The organism is Janthinobacterium leeuwenhoeki, assembly GCF_051380795.1.
Classification (GTDB): domain Bacteria; phylum Pseudomonadota; class Gammaproteobacteria; order Burkholderiales; family Burkholderiaceae_D; genus Janthinobacterium.
The window spans coordinates 146,178-164,076 of record NZ_JBNYXT010000008.1 but is presented as its reverse complement, the minus strand read 5'-3'; the positions used below and the strand labels follow the sequence as shown (position 1 = coordinate 164,076).

The window sequence follows — 17,899 nt, the reverse complement described above, 5'->3', positions numbered from 1 at the left end:
ACGCAAGGAGCGGCCCGGCTTACAACAGTTACAAGAGCGCGCACCCGCAGCAGATCAGCGGGCGCGCAAGAAGAAACGCTTCCCGATTAACCTTTGCTGCGGCGGCGCGGCATGCCATCCATGCCGCCACGATCCATGCCGCCACGCGACTGGCCAGCGGAACGGGCTTGCCCACCGGCACCACCGCCCGTATTGCGGCGCGGACCCGTGTTGGCGAAGCCGAAGGTCGTTTGCAGCGGATCAGGCTGGCGCGGAGCGCGCTGCGGCGCGCGGCCCTCACCACCACCGGCCGGACGGCCCTGGCCTGCCGCACGTGGCGGACGACCCTGGCCTTGCGGCGCACCGTCGAACGATGCCGACGAACGGGGCTGACCGCCCTGGAATGGACCTTGCGGCTGACCACGGCCCGGACCACGCGCGTCGCCTGGACGGCCGGCGCCGCCTGGGCGACCCTGGCCTTGCGGACGGGCAAACTGACCGGCAGGCTGGCCACGGCGCGGCGCGACCGGGAACGGATCGGCGTTGCGGTTGCTCACATCGATGCGGTTGCCATTCGGCTCGTCATCACGGCTGGCCTTGCGCGCTTCGCGGCCCTTGGCGGCGCCAGCGGCACGGGGATCGCCCGATGCCGGCATTTTCTTTTCGATGCCGTAAGCGGTCAACAGATCGCGCACGGTGTTTTCATCCATCTCTTCCCAACGGCCGCGTTTCAGGCCGCTCGGCAGGGTCATGGCGCCGTAGCGGGTACGGATCAGGCGCGAGACGGTCAGGCCGATGGCTTCGAACATGCGGCGCACTTCGCGGTTACGGCCTTCACCGATCACCACGCGATACCACTTGTTGATGCCTTCGCCGCCGCCATCGGCGATCTTCGAGAACTGCGCCAGGCCGTCTTCCAGCTCGACGCCAGCCAGCAGCTTCTGGCGCATGCCCTCTTCCAGCTCACCCAGAGTACGCACGGCGTACTCGCGGTCGATGCCGTAGCGCGGGTGCATCAGGCGGTTGGCCAGGTCACCGGAGGTGGTAAACAGCAGCAAGCCTTCCGTGTTGAAGTCGAGACGGCCCACGGCCAGCCACTTGCCAGCTTTCATGGTCGGCAGGCGGTCGAACACGGAGGGACGGCCGTCCGGGTCATTATGGCTGACGATTTCGCCAGCCGGCTTGTGGTAGACCAATACGCGTGGCGGCTTCTTGCTGACGCGGCGCTGGATCAATTTACCGTTGATGCGCACGTGGTCGCTCGGCAAGATGCGCTGGCCGATGTGGGCCGGCTCGCCATTCACGGACACGCGGCCCGAGATGATCAGGTCTTCCATGTCGCGGCGCGAACCGAGACCGGCTTCGGCCAGCACCTTGTGCAGCTTCGGCGCGTCGTCGTCGGACGTCAGGTCGCGGCGCACGGCCACTTTTTGCACGCGGCCCGTGCCGCCTTCTTCGCTGTCGAAAGCGTCGGAGGTGACAAACGAGAAGACGGCGTCAGCGTCGCTGAGCTTGCCGGGCGCAGCCTGACGGCCCTTGCCCTTCTTGCGGCTCTTGCCGGCATTCTTGCCAGCGCCCGGCACGTCGTTGCGCGGACCGCGCGGCAGGCGCGGGCCGGACACGAGGTTGCCTTCGGCATCGAACACATCGGCGACAGGCGCGGCAGCTTGCTCTGCGGCAGGCGCTGCTGCAACGGCTTCGGCTGCCTGCGGCGCTTCGGCGCGCGGCGGCTGGCGCAGCGCGCGTTCCGCTTGCACGCCACGCATCTGGCGTGGGCCACGGGTAGGGCGGGCTTCGGCCGGCTTGTCAGCGGCGGCTTCCGGCGCCGTTTCAGCGACGGCGGCAGCGGCCTTGGCGGCGGCACGGGCGCGCGGCGGACGTGGCGCAGGTGCGGCGACTTCGGCAACCGCTTCGGCAGCCGCTTCCGCGGCGTCGGCCACAGCCTTCAGGACTGGCTTGGCACGGGTTTTCTTGGCGGCTGGCACAGCTTCAGTTTCAGCGGCAGCGACGACGGGCGCATCGGCGGCCACATCGGCTTTCGTGCGGCGCTTCGGCTTGGCAGCGGCGGTATCGCCGACAGCGGCAGCCGCAGTTGCAGCCACTGCGTCGGCTTCGATCTGGGCCTTGGTGCGGCGCTTGGGCTTGGCAACGATGGCTTCGTCGCTGGCGGTTACTGTCTCGGGTATGTTCGGATTATTCATTCTTCGTTTCTTGGCTGTGCTGACCTGGCGCAGCGTCAACCGTTAGTTCTGGCGCAGGGTCGTGAGTGTAGGCTTCGTCCGTGGGCGAAGCATCGGGGCCGGCATCAAGGCTTGCTGTCACATCTGTCACAGCCGTATTGCTACCTGCACCAAGCTGGGGGACAAGCTCATTGCTTGCCTTGTCAAAATTCTCTTGCAGGGCCGCTTCCAGGGCTTCGAGCCCATTGCCCTGCATTTCACTGATTTGCTGCAAAGGCGGCAGCTGGGACAGCGAATGCAAACCCAGGTCATCCAAAAACTGCTTGGTGGTGGCCAGCAAGGCCGGCCGTCCCACCACGTCGCGGTAGCCGATGGCATCAACCCAGCCACGGTCTTCCAGCATCTTGATCGTCTGCGAATTGACGGCAACGCCGCGAATTTCCTCGATATCGCCGCGCGTCACCGGCTGGCGGTAGGCGATGATGGCGAGGGTTTCCAGGGTCGCCCGCGAATACTTGGGCGGCCGCTCGGGCGTCATGCGATCGAGATACATCTTCATTTCCGGGCGGCTTTGAAAGCGCCAGCCCGAAGCCAGACTGACGATCTCGATGCCGCGCCCTTCCCACTCTTGCCGCAACTCTTCCAGCAATTGCTTGATCGTGTCGGCACCAACGCCGACACCACGCACGCGACCATTCTCGTCCGCATCGACGAACAGCTTCTTCAAGCTGTGGATCGTCAGCGATTCACGAGCGCACAGCAACGCGGTTTCGAGGACTTTTTTAGCCTCAATTGTATTCATAGCAATTCTGTGCGGATGTGTGTTGCAATTCGTATGCAGAGAAAGAAATCAAAAACGTTCATTTCAACGTGACAGAGGGCAGACATCGATGATGACGCCGTGCTGGGTTACTAGTTGAGGCTGTTTTTCCGACGCCTTGGCCTATGCGCGCAAAGCGGGACTAAAGCGGATGCAGTGAAAGTCCTGCCATCCATGGTGCTGGCCTTAAATAACCAGCAATGAAACGCACTCCGGAGCAGCTGCTTTTCCCGTGGCGACAAACCAGCCAGACAGGAGAGCGACAGTCGTCGTTTCATCCAACGATGCCAATTGTACCTGATAAAAAGCGGAAAAGCGCAAAACCGGGTAAAACACGCGTTTTACCCGGCCCTGGCGCGACACATCGCCCCTTACCCGCGTCACAGGGAGGCGAGTTTCTCCGAGAGAATGGCCGATGCACCCAGGAAAGCTGGGTACTGCGCCGTGATGACAAAGGTCGGCACTTGCGAGACGTAATTGGCGAAGCGGCCCTTGCGCTCGAAGCGGGCACGGAAGCCGGAGCGGTCGAAACGCGCCCCCAGGCGTGGCACGATGCCGCCGCCGATATAAATACCACCGAGCGCGCCCAAGGTGACGGCGACGTTGCCCGCCACGGTGCCGAGCATGCAGCAGAACGCTTCGATGACGTCGTCGCACAGCTGGGACTCGCCAGCCAGCGCGCGGCGCGTGATTTCCGCCGCCGGCAAGTCTTCCGCCGGCACGCCCGCGCGGTCGGCCAGGGCGCGGTAAATCAGTTCCAGGCCATCGCCGGAAATCAGGCGTTCGGCCGAGACGTGCTCGTATTCGCGCCAGGCGAATTGCAGAATGCTCACTTCCACTTCATTGAACGGCGCAAAGCTGACGTGGCCGCCTTCGCTTTGCAGGGCGATCCAGCCGCCGTGCGAAGGAATCAGGCCCGATACGCCCAGGCCCGTGCCGGCGCCGATCAGGCCGATAGCCGTGTTGGGACGGGCCGTGCCCGCGCCCACCTGGTGCTTTTGCTCGCTCGACAGCTGCGGCAAGGCGCGCGCCAGGGCCGTGAAATCGTTGACCACGTCCAGGGTCGTGAAACCGCACTCTTCGCGCATGGCGCGGATCGAGAACGACCAGTGGTGGTTCGTCATGCTGAGGAAATCGCCGTCGACCGGGTTGGCGATGGCGATCACGGCATGGCGCACGGCTTGCCCGCCGGCGGCGGCGATGTGCGGCAGGGCCAGGTAAGCTTGCAGGGCGGCGGACAGGCTCGGGTAATCGGCACAGGGCAGCACTTCCACCAGGGTGATGTGGCCAGCGGCCACTTCCAGGGCGAAACGGGCATTGGTGCCGCCCACGTCGGCCAGCAGGCGCGGTCCATCGGCGAAGGCGGAAGTCGGCAGTACGGGAGAAGACGAAGCGCTCATGATTTTAAATGATGAAGTGGGACGCATGGGACGACCAGCTTAAAGGATGAATGCGCCCGGAGGCAAGCGAAGTTTGTAGTTTAAGTACATCAAAACAGTCCTTTGTTGGTAGTTCCACTCCAAATGCAACAGGCAGGGCCAAAGTTCCTCACAGGCAATGAATTATAGTAAGTACTTGCACTCGATAGGCACGCGAAAAGCATGCTGCACAGCAGCAGAAACCGCCTTGAAAGCAGAGTATGCCGGAGTTTGCGCAAAGCCGTCTGGTACGCGGCGGCGGCGGTGCGGGACTTCCGTCCGGCAGTCACGCGAAGGTGTTTTCGTATTATTACTACCGGTTTTTTCTGCGTATCTTTACTCCCACGCTGGCAAGCAGGACGCTGCGGGGATCAGGACGGCAAGCCTTCGCCCAGCAAGCTGGCGGGCGCCGGCTGGTCCGAGCGGTAGGCGGCATTCCACGCATCGAGGCCGCCATGCAGGGGCTTGGCGCGGTGAAAGCCGTGCTGGTGCAGCAGCTTGGCCACTTGCGCGGCCGTCACGTCGTTGGGACAGCTGCAATACACGATGATGTGGCGATCCTTGTCCATGGAGATCATGGCGGGCACCGGTTCCTTGCCGTTGAAGAACAGGGCACCCGGCACGGCCGGCTCCAGCGCCTGCGCCGTGGCGCTGCGGGCGTCGACCATCAGCGGTTCCTCACCCTGCTCTATGAGTTCGAGCAATTCATCGATGCCGATGCGTTCGATCTGCAAGGCCTGGCGGAAGCGCCGGCGTTCGAGGAATTTGTACAGCAGGAACAGTCCCAGCAAGGTGGCCAGCATCAGCAAGGCCGTGCTGCCCATGGTGCTGAGCAAGTCGAGCACCTGCTGCACGCTGGCGTGAAAAATCACGCCGACGACGATGCCGGTGCCGCTCCACAGCAAGGCGCCCAGGCCCGCATACAGGAAGAACAGGCCCGGCGGCGTGCCCAGCGCGCCCGACATGGGTGCGGCCACGGTATTGAATCCCGGCACGAACTTGGAAACGATCAGGGCTTTCGGGCCCCAGCGCTTGAATTTATCTTCCGTCTGGCTGACGCAGTAATCGGGCGACAGCGAGATGCGGCAGAGCAGCCGCAGGATGCGCTTGCCGAAATGCCGGCCCGCGCGGAACCACGTGAAGTCGCTGATCAGGCAAGCGCCCAGCGCGGCGGCCAGCACCAGCCCCCCATGCATGTCGCCATCGACGGCCAGCGCCCCCGCCACCACGAGGATGGGAAAGGCGGGTATCGGCAGGCCGAGCTGCTCCACCAGCACGATGCCAAAGACAATCAGGACACCGTAATGTTCGAGCAGGTAAATGAGGTTGGGCATGGCCGCTATCTTACCGTAAAAAGCCCCTTACAACTGCACGCCCTTGGGTATGGCGCTGAGCAGGGTGCGCGTGTACGGATGCACGGGATTGCGGTACAGCTCATCCGAATCGGCCAGTTCCACCACTTGTCCCTTGTGCATCACCATCACCTGGTCGGCGATGTATTTGACCACAGACAAATCATGCGAAATGAAGATGTACGACAAGCCGAACTCATCCTGCAAGTCCTGCAGCAAGTTCAATACCTGCGCCTGCACCGACACGTCCAGCGCCGACACGGATTCGTCGCAGACTAAAATTTCCGGCTGCATGGTCAGGCAGCGGGCAATGGCGATGCGCTGGCGTTGGCCGCCGGAAAACTCGTGCGGATAGCGGTGGAAAGCCTGCTCCGGCAGGCCCACTTTATCGAGCAGCCAGTAGGCCTTGGCGATGCGTTCCTGGTCATTCGCGCCGATCTTGTGAATGCGCATCGGTTCCAGCAGGATCTGCCCCACCGTAAAGCGGGGATTCAGGGAGGCATACGGATTCTGGAAAATGATCTGGATGCGGCGTTTATACGGCAAATACTCTTTGTTCGGCATGGCAATCAAATCCTTGCCGTGGAACATGGCCGTGCCGCCTGTCGCCTGGTGCAAGCGCAGCAGGGTCAAGCCTACCGTCGTCTTGCCGGAACCGGACTCGCCCACCACGCCCAGTGTTTTTCCGCGTGGCAAAGTGAACGACACGTCCTTGACTGCCTGGAATTCGCGCTTGCCGAACAGGCCAACACGCGTATAAAAGCTTTTACTTAAATTATTGACTACCAGCACCGGTTCATCGCCGGGCGTGTAACCGCGCGTGCGCTGTTTCATTTCAATGCCGGGACCGGCTTTGCCGTCCATATAGTCGGCGATGACGGGCAGGCGCCATGGGCGCTCGTCCAGCGAAGGCCGGCAATGCAGTAATGCTTTGGTGTACGGGTCTTTGGGGGTGTCAAATACCTGGCGCACCTCGCCCGTCTCGCGCACTTCGCCATGGCGCATGACGATCACCTGGTCGGCGATTTCTCCCACCAGGCCCAGGTCGTGGGTAATGAAGAGCACGGACATTTGATGTTTCTTTTGTAGCGCCGCGATCAAGTCCATGATCTGCTTCTGGATCGTCACGTCCAGCGCCGTCGTCGGCTCGTCCGCGATCAGCAGCTTCGGTTCGCAGGCAATCGCCATGGCGATCATCACGCGCTGCTGCTGGCCGCCCGACATCTGGCTCGGATAAGCGTCGATCTTGGTGGCGGGATCGGGTATGCCCACTTCGTCGAGCAACTCCAGGGTACGCGCGCGCGCCTGCTTGCGGTTCATGCCCATGTGCTGGCGCAACACTTCGGCGATCTGGAAACCGACGGTAAACACGGGGTTCAGCGACGACATCGGCTCCTGGAAGATCATCGAAATATCCTTGCCGCACATGGTGCGGCGCTCGGCGATCGACAATTTGAGCAAGTCGCGCCCGCCAAAATGGATGCTCGATCCGGGGGCGATGATGGTGTTATCCGGTGGCAACAAGCCCATGACGGCCAAGGAACTGACGGACTTGCCGCTGCCCGATTCGCCCACCAGCGCCACGGTGCTGTTGCGCGGCACGTTGAACGAAATGCCCTTGACGGCTTCGAACGTGGTCTTCTTGTCCAGGCGGAAGGTGACGCGCAGGTCGCGCACTTCCAACAGGTTATTCTGGTCCATGAGCAACTCCTATTTCACTTTGGGGTCGAGCGCATCGCGCAAGGCATCGGTAAACAGCGAGAACGCCGTCACCAGCACGGCCATCGCCGTGGCGGCGGCTGTCAGCTGCCACCATTTGCCCAGGATCAGTTCATTTTGTGCCTCGTTGAGCATGCTGCCCCACGAAACGGTGCCCACCGGCACGCCAAAGCCGAGGAAGCTCAAAATCACTTCGGCCTTGATGAAGCCCACCACCAGAATCGACATTTGCACCAGCGCCACGTGGCTGACGTTGGGGAAGATATGCGAAAACATCTTGCGCCAGTGCGAGGCGCCAATCGCGTCGGCCGCCATCACGTATTCGCGCGCCTTGTGCTTGATGTATTCGGCGCGGATCAGCCGGTACGGCCCCGTCCAGCCCGTCAAGCCGAGGATCAGCACGATGGTCAGCACGCCCTTTTGCTGCAGCACGGCCGCCACCGTCAAGATCATCAGGATCGATGGTATCGACGTGAAAATGCTGTAGAACCAGTTGAAGAAGTCATCGACGATGCCGCCGAAGTAGCCGGACACGGCGCCAAACAAGGTGCCCAGCACCACGGCCAGCAAGGCTGCCACCAGGCCCACGACGATCGACGTTTCGCCGCCCTTGATGGTTTTCTGCAGGATGTCGTGGCCCCACTTGTCGGCGCCGAACGGTAACGTTGCCGCCTTGTGCGTGACGAGTTTCTTGGCCTTGCCCATGCCGGCGCGCAAGGCCGTCAAGTCGTCGGCCAGCGGGTCGGTGATGCCGTACATGTCGACGCCAGCGGACGGATCGCTTTTCAAGCCGGCGCGCAGTTCGGCGATGTCGTCGGCCAGCGGATCGAGCACGTTGACGGGCGTCGGCGCGCTGCGCTCGTCCGGCAGGGGCATCGCGCCATCGGCGGCGACGTCCTTGTCGGCGCCAACGAAGGTCGGCGGCGCATAGCTGACGGCCACTTCGTCTTCCCAGTTCGCCGCCACCAGGCCGCTGGCGGACGCCAGCACCAGCAGGGAAAAGGCGCCGACCACGGCCAGCGATACCATTGCAATCTTGTCGCCGCGCAAACGGCGCCACGCCAGGGCCCACAGGCCGGGCGATGTATGAGGTTTCGACATCGTCTCTTTCTACTTCAGTTGTACGCGAGGATCGACCGCCTGGTACAGCAGGTCGGTGAGCAGGTTGAAGAGCATGGTGGCGGCGGCAACATACACGGTGATCGCCTTGATCACCGGAAAGTCGCTGCGCTCGACGGCCAAAATCACTTCACGCCCGATGCCGGGGATGCCGAAAAAGCGTTCCAGCAGGAAAGCGCCGATCAGCAGGGCCGGCAAGTTCGACATCACATAGGTAATGATGGGAATGCCGGCGTTGCGCAGCACGTGGACCCACATGATGCGGCCTTCCTTGAGGCCCTTGGCGCGCGCCGTGCGTACGTAATCCTGGTTGGCCTCGTCCAGTACGAAGGTGCGGAACAGGCGCAGGGTCGGCGCGATGGAGACGGCCAGGCCGATCAAAATCGGCAAGGTCGAATAGCGCAGCAGGTTTTCCCAGAAGCTGTCGCCCCAGCCCTGCACGGGGAACAGGCCCAGCTTGTAGGCAAATCCGTACTGGAAGACGATGATGTAGACGAGGATGGAAATCGACATGCCCACCGTACAGGCGATCATGACGGCGCGGTCCGTCAGCGAACCGCGCACGAAAGCGATGGCCAGCGCCAGCGCCACGCCAAAAAACGTTTCCAGCACGGTCAGCGGGATCAGCACCATCATCGACGGCCCCAGGCGCGAGGTGATGATGTGCGACACGGATTCCCCCGTGGCCCAGCTCTGGCCGAAGTCAAAGGTGACGATCTGCTTGATGAAGATCCACAGCTGCACGTAATACGGCTGGTCGACACCCAGCTGGCGGCGGATGTTGGCAATGCTTTCCGCACTCGACATCTTGCCGGCCAGGATGTAGGCGGGGTCGCCCCCCACCCAGTTGAACAGGATAAACACCAGCAGGACGACGCCCAGCATGGTGGGCAGCATCTGCCACAGGCGGCGCAGGATATAAGCAAACATAATGATTCCTTGTTGTTATAAGTTGCGCTTATTTGGCAGCAGGGGCCGGCGTAGCCACCGGCGCACCCGTGCTGTCGATATCCATGTACGCCCATTCCTGGAACAGGATCGGGTGCTTCTTGTAGCCGAGCACCGACTTTTGCGCCAGCATGTTGCGGTAGCGCGCATAGCCGATCAGGGCGCCCGCGTTCACTTCCAGGCGGCGCGCCATCTTGTGGAACAGCTCGTCGCGCTCGGGACTGGCCGGCATGGCCTGGCTGGCCGCATACCATTTATCGTACTCGGGATCCTGGTAGCAGCCATTGTTGTTCTGGTGCGTGTTGGGGCCATAGAACAGCTGCATGAAGTTGTCGCCGTCCGGATAATCGGCCAGCCACGGCGCCGTGCGCGTCTGCATCTTGCACTGCTTCTCCGTCTTCAGAATGTCGGAAAAGATCATGCGGTCGTTTTCCATGCGGATGCCCAGCGAGTTGTACGTCTTGCGCCACATTTCCGCCTGCAGCACGCCATTGGCTTCATTGCGCGAAGCGTAGCGGATCAGCAGCGGCTTGCCGTCCGGCAAGGTACGCCAGCCATCGGCGCCCTTCTTGTAACCGAATTTGTCGAGCAATTTGTTGGCCAGCACGGGATCGTATTGCAGCAGGGATTTGTAGTGAGGATCGTAGCCGACGACGCCCGGCGGGATCGGATAGTCGAGGCGCTTGGCCTGGCCATTCCAGATGATGCGGATTTCTTCATCGATATTGTGCGCCATGGCAATAGCGCGGCGCAGGGCGATCTTTTCCTTGCTGAAGCCACCGAGAGTCGGGTCTTGCATGTTCCAGTAGTAATAGCTGATTTCCGGATCCAACAGGCGCGACAATTGCACGCCCTTCTCTGCCAGCTCGGGACGCAGCTTACCGTTCAGCAATGCCTTCGGCGCCAGCGGGCCATCGAGCCAGAACACGTCCGTGCCGCCGCTCTGGAAAGACAGCCAGCGCGACTGGTCTTCGATCATCACGGAAATTTCGATGCGGTCGATGGCGGGAATGCGCTTGCCCTGCATCTGGCGCACGATGCGCTGGTCGTCCGGGTCGTCGCCGGCCATGAAATTCCACGTTTCCGGCAAATGCTGCGGGTTGCGGTTCAGGACGATGCGGTTGCCGCGCGTCCATTCACCCAGGGTGTAATAACCGGTGCCGACGGGATTCGAGCCCACTTCGCCCTTCACGTCGCCGTATTTGTCCACCACTTCGCGCGCCACGGCGGCCGTCGGCACGTAGGCGAGAATCATGGGGAAGTTGAAATCGGTCTTGGTCAGCGTGATGCGCAAGGTGTACGGGTCGAGGATTTCCAGGCCGGCCACCTTTTTATTGAAATCGAGTTTGTTCGACTTGGCCGCTTCCTTGGCCAGATCGTCCAGGCCCACCACCTTGCCCTCGAACAGCCAGCTGTGTGGCGAGGCCAGGCGCGGGTCGAACAAGCGCTTCCACGAATACACATAGTCGGCCATCGTCAGTTCGCGGCGCTTGCCGCCGAACGCGGCATCGGGCGTAAACAGAATGCCTTTTTTCAGGCGTATCGTGTAGGTCTTGCCATCGGCCGACACTTCCGGCATGGCGGCCGCCGCGCCGGGCACCACCTTCACGGGGCGCGCCAGGTAATCATAGGTGTACAGGGTGTCGAAAACGGCCTGCGTGATGTGGTTCGAATACAGGTCGCGCGCGGTAGCCGGATCGAAGCCCGTCTCGGCGGCCGGCAGGATATAGCGCAAGGTTTTCACCGGCGCAGCCGCGGGGGCGGCATCGGCGGCAACAGCGGCCAGCGGCAGAGTGGCCAGGCAGGCGAGCAGCGCCACGCGCCGCATCCATGGTGACTTCATGTAATACCCTTCATCTCGATTATCTGTCGCACCGCATTGGTGCGCTTGTACTGGTTTCCCCCTGGGATACAGGATTCCACCGCCAAAACCAGTTTATCCTCGCAAGATCTATGCCTTGTTTGTCGCCAGCCTGCCCGCACGCAGACGAGCTGGAAAAAGGCGTAACGATAACGCATATTTTGTTCGCCGGGCGAAAAGCCGCAGCAAAGGCGTGGCGCACAGCCACGACCACCTGCCACATGGATGAAATCTTCCGCAGTGCAACAAAGACAGGTCGCCGCCAGGAAAAACTAACTTGGCAGTAACCCTTACGGCCCCGAATGACAACAGTTTTTATGGCAGTACGGAAAATATGCGGCGCAGTGCAACATTAAAACAATTACAAATATTGAAACAAATCAATATTGCAAAAAACACTGTTGTTTCCATGCTGAAAGAGCATGTGTGCGCGTTGACAAGGTTTCCCGGCAAATGGTCTTATCAATAACGGCAGCTTTAAAAATGCCGCCTTATCCACAGCGATTGCCGACGCAGCAATCTTTATTACCCTGGCAAAGCTGTGCCGTACGAAGGCCAGCCGAGCTTACTTTCGGAGTTCTGAGAATGATGATGGAAACAGTGATATCCCGCTCCGTACGCCTGATCTTTTCGGGTAGCGTAGCGGCGCTCAGCCTTGGCATGATGGCTGCGCCGGCAATGGCGCAAGACGCCAATGTCCAACGTGTGGAAATTACAGGCTCGAGCATCAAACGAGCCACGGCCGAAACGGCATCGCCGGTACAGCTCATCACCCGCGACGACTTGATGAAATCGGGCAAGGCAACCGTCGCCGAATACCTGCAAACCCTGACCGCCGATGGCGCCGGCTCGCTGCCGACAGGCTTCGGCAACGGCTTTGCCGCCGGTTCCACGGCCATCTCGCTGCGCGGCCTGGGCGCCACCTCGACCCTGGTCTTGCTCAATGGCCGCCGCATGGCGCCGTTCGCGCGCGCCGACGACGGCCAGAAAAGCTTCACCGATCTCTCCACCGTGCCGATGCAGATCGTCGAGCGCATCGAAATCCTGAAAGACGGCGCCTCCTCCACGTATGGCGCGGACGCCATCGCCGGCGTCGTCAACATCATCCTGCGCAAGGATTTCGAAGGCCTGACCCTGAAGGGTGACACGGGCATCTCCGGCGACAGCGACGCCAGGCAGCACCGCGCCTCGCTGACCTTCGGCAAGGGCAACCTGGACACGGATAAATTCAACGTCGTCGTCAACGCCGAGTACAGCAAATCGGACATGCTGATGAACAGCGACCGCGCCGGCCGCAAATGGATAGGCAAGGCCGACCTGCGCCCGTACGGCTATGCGATCAACACCCAGTTCGCCGGCGGCTACATTAATGGCAACAACGATGCGAATGCCTCACCAGCGGGCCTGATCCGCGATCCCGTCAGCAACAACTATGTTTCGCTGCCCGGCTGCTCCACCTTGTCCGTATCTTCGCCGCAAGATCCGAAGGGCGGCTGCCTGTGGCATCACGACCAGTTCCGTTCGATGCAGCCGAAGATCGAATCGATCAACCTGTACACGCGCGGCACGTGGCAAGTCAATGCCGACACCCAGGTGTATGCGGAAGCGGGCTACTCGAAGCGCGACACGGCCTTTACCCTGATACCACCGTCGATCACGCCCACCGTCGCCTTCCCACCGAACGCCGGCAGCCCGACTGGCGTCATCAACTACGGCTCCGGCGCCGGCACCACCATCGTTCTGGCCGCCAATCACCCGCAAAATCCGTATGGCGTGCCGGTGCGCGTGCGCTACCAGGCTTTCGACGTGGGCGCCAGCACGCGCCAGGCCAACAATGAGTTCAACCGCATCGTGCTCGGCGTCAAGGGCAACGCCATGGGCTGGGACTACGATGCCGGCTATACGCATTCGGAATCGAAGCTGCACCTCGATTACAGCAACATGCTGAACATGGCCGTCGTCAAGGCGGCCTTGGGCGATTCCAGTCCGGCCAGCACGCATTTCCCCTACTACATCGGTGCGCAGGCGGGCAAGAACCCCGCCTCGCTGTACGCGGCCATGGTGACCAACGCTACCTCCGACTCCACGACCAAGCTCGACATCATCGACTTCAAGGCTTCGCGCGAACTGATGCAGCTGCCCGGTGGCGCCATGGGCCTGGCCGTCGGTGCGGAACACCGCCGCGACAAACTCGACAATCCATCGTTGTCTGGCACGGAAAACGGCTCCATCAACTCCAGCTATGTTGCCGCCAAGGGCGACAGCAAGGTCTCGGCCGTCTTCCTGGAAGTGCTGGCCCCCGTCTTCAAGACGGTGGAATTATCGGGTGCCTTGCGTTACGACAAATACGACCGTTTCTCGTCGACCACGCCGAAACTGGGCGCCAAGTGGACGCCGCTGAAAACCTTCGCCGTGCGCGGCACGTATTCGGAAGGCTTCCGCGCTCCGGGCCCGGCCGAAAGCAATGCCGATTCGCAATCGACCGGCACCTCGACCGTGACCGATCCCGTACGCTGCCCGGGCGGCACCCGCTTGCCGGGCGCGAATGCCAGCGACTGTGAACTGCAAGTGGCGGCCGTCAAGATTGGCGACCCTAGCCTGAAGCCGGAAAAATCCAAGGGCTACACCCTGGGCATGGTATGGGATCCATTCAACGATACCAGCCTGTCGCTGGACGGCTGGAAGATCAAGCGTGAAAACGAGATCAATCCGCTGCCGTACAACGAAGCGGCCGCCCTGCCGACCGCGATCCGCGCCGACAACAACCTGACCATCAATGGCGTGGTGGTGCCGAATACGGGCACCTTGCTGATCACCAAGGCGCCGTACCGCAACTCCAGCTTCACGGAGATCAAGGGTATCGACCTGGACGTCAAGCAGCGCGTGCGCCTGGGCGACTACGGCCGCGCCACGTTCGGCCTGACCTGGACCCACATCGCCTCGTGGGTACGGGCCGAGTCGTCCACCGTGCGCTACCAGTTTGCCGGCACGCATGGCAATTGCGATACCTCCAACTGCGCCGGCACGCCGAAGGACAAGATCAATCTCACCGGTTCGTGGGACCTGGGCAACTGGAACGTCAGCGGCGTGCTGAACTACCGTTCGGACATGAAGAATATCAAGTTTGAAGGTGATCCTTGCGCCTCCAAACTGGCGAACGGCACACCGGCCCCGAACGGTTGCAAGCTGGCCTCGTTCACCACGCTCGACCTGTCGAGCCGTTGGAATGTCAGCAAGCAGCTGCAACTGTTTGCATCGATCAGCAACGTGACCGACAAGATCGCCCCGCTCGACCCGCTGACCTACGGCGGCATGAGCTACAACCCGATGGATGCCAGCGGCGCCATCGGCCGCTACTTCAAACTGGGCGCCAGCTACAAGTTTTTCTAAGCGTCCGCTCAGGCTGCCAAGCGCAGCCTGAGCATGGGGCAGGCGCCAGTCACTATCGCCATGCCAGCCACGCCAACACCCCTTGCACTGCAGAGGGCGTTTTTTATTTTGCGCACGAGGGGAGGGGATGGCAAGCTCGTCAAAAATGTGGCACAAAATGCACCTTCTTTGTTCTAAATCAGTACCTATGGTGCACTGCGTTGTTTCAGCACACAAAGCCGTTTGCCATGTTGACAAGGACTTTTGCAGCTCATTACAGTGGATCGCTTGAAAAGATATAAATACTTTTCGATGTTTTCGGTGCGCCAACCAGCGCGGCCGTTCTTGCCCTTCTAGCCAACCGCTTTTCCAGGAGTCTTGAACATGATCAGAGAAACACGCTTGTCCCGTTCCATCCGTATGATCTGCGCCAGTGGCCTTGCCGCCGGCCTGCTCAGTCAGCAGGCGCTGGCGCAAGAAGTCAGCGATACAAGCACCATGCAGCGCGTTGAAGTCACCGGCTCCTCCATCAAGCGGCTGGTCTCGGAAACAGCCACCCCCCTCTCCATCTTCAAGGCCGAAGATTTTGCCAAGCAGGGCCTGACCACGGCACAGGAAGTGCTCAGCAAGATACCCTCGAATGCCTCCAGCATGGGCAGCGGCAATGCCGTCGGCGGCAACACCAGCGGCTTGCCCACGGGCGGCCAGGCCAGCGCCGACTTGCGCGGCCTGGGCGGCGACAAGACCCTGGTGCTGCTCAATGGTCGGCGCATCGCCAACCATCCGTATGACGGCGCCAGCGTCGACCTGAACATCATTCCCATCGCCGCCCTGGAACGGGTCGAAGTGCTGCGCGACGGCGCCTCGGCCATCTACGGCACGGACGCCATCGGCGGCGTCATCAACTTCATCACCAAGCGCTCCGTCAACGTCACGAACATCACCGCCGAGGTCGTCGCGCCCGAACACAAGGGCGCTGGCGAACACCGCCTCAACCTGTCGACGGGCTTCGGCAAGCTCGATACGGACGGCTACAATATTTTTGGCGTGGTCGATTACCACAAGCAAAATGTGCTGACCTCGCAAGACCGCGCCTTCTCGGCCACCGGCATCATCCCCTCGCGCGGCCTGTCGCTCACCAGCGGCACCACTTTCCCCGGCAACTACTTCGATGCGGCGGCCAAGGGCGGTGACGGCCTGGCCGGCAATCCGTATGCGGCCAGCGGCTGTTTGCCGCCGCTGTCGGTGGCGGCGGCCAACGGCACCTGCCGCCAGGACTACACGCGGCAGATCGATGACCTGCCGGCACAAGAGCAAGTGGCCTTCTTCGGCAAGGGCGCCTTCAAGCTGGGCGGCGGCCACCTTGCCACCGTGGAATATCTGCATTCGGAAAACAAGGTAAAAGCACGCACGGCGCCGCCGCCGCAAACGGGCTTGATCTTGCCCATTAGCAGCAAATATTATCCGGGCAATGCGGGTGGCGTGCCAGCCCAGCCCGGCTTGTCGGGACAGCCCCTGAGCGTCAACTGGCGCCCCGTGGAAGCGGGTCAGCGGCAGATCGATTCCACCGGCAAGGCGGACCGCCTGGTGCTGGCGCTCGAAGGCGAGCTGGCAGGCTGGGACTACAAGACGGGCCTGAGCCACGCCATCAGCAAGTCGTCCGAGAAATTTACAGGCGGCTATGTGCAGGATGCCTCGTTTGCTGCCGGCGTGCTGAACGGTATCCTGAATCCCTTTGGCATGCAGGATGCGGCCGGCAAGGCTTACCTGGACAGCACCGCCCTGCGCGGCGAGGTACAAAATGCCAAGGTCACCACCACGGGCTTCGATATCAAGGGCAGCCGCGAACTGATGCAACTGGCCGGCGGGCCGCTAGCCATCGCTCTCGGCGGCGAACTGCGGCGTGAAAAAGCCGACTTCAATGTCAACCGCGATATCGCCAGCCAGGCCACCAGTTCCGGCCTGTCCGGTTCGCTGTCGAAGAGCGGCTCGCGCACGATCCAGGCCGTCTTCGGCGAAGTCAACTTGCCGCTGATCAAGGATCTGGAAGTGCAGCTGGCCGCCCGTTTCGACCATTACAGCGACGTGGGCAGTACCGCCAATCCCAAGCTGGCCCTGCGCTACCAGGCCAGCAGCGCGCTGGTGCTGCGCGGTTCGGCCAGCACGGGTTTCCGCGCTCCCACCCTGTTTGAAAAGAATGCGCCGCCGTCGAAGAACGATACCAACGATTCCTACGACGACCCCATCCTCTGCCCGGGCGGCGTGCCACAGCCGGGCGCCAATCCCCTGCGCGATTGCGACTTGCAGCAGTTCAAGCTACAAGGCGGCAATGAAAATCTGAAACCGGAAAAATCCACCACCTTCGCCTTCGGCCTGGTGCTCGAACCAATCAAGGAAGTCACCGTCGCCATCGACTACTGGAACATTCATCTGAAGGACAAGATTTCATCCTTGCCCGAACAATCCATCTACGGCAACTACGAAAAATACAAGGCCTTGTTCCTGCGCAATCCCGACGGTTCGCCATTCGCCATCCTGGACCTGAACGACAACCTGGGTGAAGTGAAAACCGACGGCATCGACGTGAGCCTGAATGCGCGCCTGGGACGCGGCACCTATGGCGATTTCAGCGTGTCGGTGGACGGCACCTGGACCCACAAGTACGACTACCAGAACGAGCGCGACGGCGCCTTCATCGCCAACGTGGGCCGCTATGCGGACAACAATCCCGTGTTCCGCTGGAAACACACGGCGGCCCTGAACTGGCGCATGGGCAACTGGGGCGCCACCGTGTCGCAATCGTTCAAGTCCAGCTACACGGACCAGAACCAGGTCGATCCGCAGTACCGCCACGATGTGCCCTCCTACAGCCTGCTGAACGTGTCGGGCAGCTACGTATGGAAAGGTTTGCTGCTGACGGCCGGCGTGAAGAACCTGTTCGACAAGGAACCACCGTTCTCGAACCAGGGCACGCTGTTCCAGAAAGGCTATGACCCGCGCTACACGGATCCGATCGGGCGCGCATATTACCTGCGCGGCAGCTATACGTTTTAAGGAGAAATTTCAGGTCAACAGATAAAACAGGCAGCGCTGGCAACAGCTTGCCAGCAACAGAAAAGCGGCGCCATCAGCGA

Annotated in this window: 10 protein-coding genes; 2 read left to right on the top strand and 8 right to left on the bottom strand. The window is 61.7% G+C overall.

Annotated elements, in window-relative coordinates; translation table 11 throughout:
- Positions 1-86 precede the first annotated feature (86 nt).
- The 8 genes from rluB to ACQ4WS_RS09915 form a co-directional block, all read right to left on the bottom strand.
- Positions 87-2,180 (bottom strand): 23S rRNA pseudouridine(2605) synthase RluB, encoded by a 2,094-nt coding sequence (gene rluB / locus ACQ4WS_RS09950; protein ID WP_436475813.1) that lies wholly within the window; start codon positions 2,178-2,180, stop codon positions 87-89.
- Complete coding sequence (gene scpB, locus ACQ4WS_RS09945; RefSeq protein ID WP_436475811.1) at positions 2,173-2,961, bottom strand: SMC-Scp complex subunit ScpB; 789 nt, start codon at positions 2,959-2,961, stop codon at positions 2,173-2,175. The genes rluB and scpB overlap by 8 nt, the downstream gene beginning before the upstream one ends.
- 398 nt (positions 2,962-3,359) lie before the next feature.
- Complete coding sequence (locus ACQ4WS_RS09940; protein WP_436475809.1) at positions 3,360-4,379, bottom strand: glucokinase; 1,020 nt, start codon at positions 4,377-4,379, stop codon at positions 3,360-3,362.
- Between the two features lie 389 nt (positions 4,380-4,768).
- On the bottom strand, positions 4,769-5,731 hold the full coding sequence (locus ACQ4WS_RS09935) for a VTT domain-containing protein (protein WP_436475807.1): 963 nt from the start codon (positions 5,729-5,731) through the stop codon (positions 4,769-4,771).
- A 27-nt stretch (positions 5,732-5,758) separates the two neighbouring features.
- Positions 5,759-7,450, bottom strand: a complete 1,692-nt coding sequence (locus tag ACQ4WS_RS09930; protein ID WP_436475805.1) for an ABC transporter ATP-binding protein — start codon at positions 7,448-7,450, stop codon at positions 5,759-5,761.
- 9 nt (positions 7,451-7,459) lie between these two features.
- Positions 7,460-8,569 (bottom strand): ABC transporter permease, encoded by a 1,110-nt coding sequence (locus tag ACQ4WS_RS09925; protein WP_436475804.1) that lies wholly within the window; start codon positions 8,567-8,569, stop codon positions 7,460-7,462.
- Positions 8,570-8,578: 9 nt separating this feature from the next.
- A complete protein-coding gene (locus tag ACQ4WS_RS09920; RefSeq protein WP_034782513.1) occupies positions 8,579-9,517 on the bottom strand; it encodes an ABC transporter permease in 939 nt (312 codons plus the stop codon).
- Positions 9,518-9,545: 28 nt separating this feature from the next.
- Positions 9,546-11,378 (bottom strand): ABC transporter substrate-binding protein, encoded by a 1,833-nt coding sequence (locus ACQ4WS_RS09915; RefSeq protein WP_436475801.1) that lies wholly within the window; start codon positions 11,376-11,378, stop codon positions 9,546-9,548.
- A gap of 603 nt (positions 11,379-11,981) precedes the next feature.
- Here ACQ4WS_RS09915 and ACQ4WS_RS09910 point away from each other — a divergent pair.
- Entirely contained in the window at positions 11,982-14,786 is a 2,805-nt protein-coding gene (locus ACQ4WS_RS09910) for a TonB-dependent receptor (RefSeq protein WP_436475799.1), read from the top strand.
- Positions 14,787-15,149: 363 nt separating this feature from the next.
- On the top strand, positions 15,150-17,819 hold the full coding sequence (locus ACQ4WS_RS09905; RefSeq protein WP_436475798.1) for a TonB-dependent receptor: 2,670 nt from the start codon (positions 15,150-15,152) through the stop codon (positions 17,817-17,819).
- The last annotated feature ends 80 nt before the right edge of the window (positions 17,820-17,899 follow it).

What these genes read in the sequence shown, in the direction of transcription:
- rluB (WP_436475813.1), bottom strand. Translation starts at nt 2,180, where the DNA reads ATGAATAATCCGAACATACCCGAGACAGTAACCGCCAGCGACGAAGCC.
- scpB (WP_436475811.1), bottom strand. Translation starts at nt 2,961, where the DNA reads ATGAATACAATTGAGGCTAAAAAAGTCCTCGAAACCGCGTTGCTGTGC.
- ACQ4WS_RS09940 (WP_436475809.1), bottom strand. Translation starts at nt 4,379, where the DNA reads ATGAGCGCTTCGTCTTCTCCCGTACTGCCGACTTCCGCCTTCGCCGAT.
- ACQ4WS_RS09935 (WP_436475807.1), bottom strand. Translation starts at nt 5,731, where the DNA reads ATGCCCAACCTCATTTACCTGCTCGAACATTACGGTGTCCTGATTGTC.
- ACQ4WS_RS09930 (WP_436475805.1), bottom strand. Translation starts at nt 7,450, where the DNA reads ATGGACCAGAATAACCTGTTGGAAGTGCGCGACCTGCGCGTCACCTTC.
- ACQ4WS_RS09925 (WP_436475804.1), bottom strand. Translation starts at nt 8,569, where the DNA reads ATGTCGAAACCTCATACATCGCCCGGCCTGTGGGCCCTGGCGTGGCGC.
- ACQ4WS_RS09920 (WP_034782513.1), bottom strand. Translation starts at nt 9,517, where the DNA reads ATGTTTGCTTATATCCTGCGCCGCCTGTGGCAGATGCTGCCCACCATG.
- ACQ4WS_RS09915 (WP_436475801.1), bottom strand. Translation starts at nt 11,378, where the DNA reads ATGAAGTCACCATGGATGCGGCGCGTGGCGCTGCTCGCCTGCCTGGCC.
- ACQ4WS_RS09910 (WP_436475799.1), top strand. Translation starts at nt 11,982, where the DNA reads ATGATGATGGAAACAGTGATATCCCGCTCCGTACGCCTGATCTTTTCG.
- ACQ4WS_RS09905 (WP_436475798.1), top strand. Translation starts at nt 15,150, where the DNA reads ATGATCAGAGAAACACGCTTGTCCCGTTCCATCCGTATGATCTGCGCC.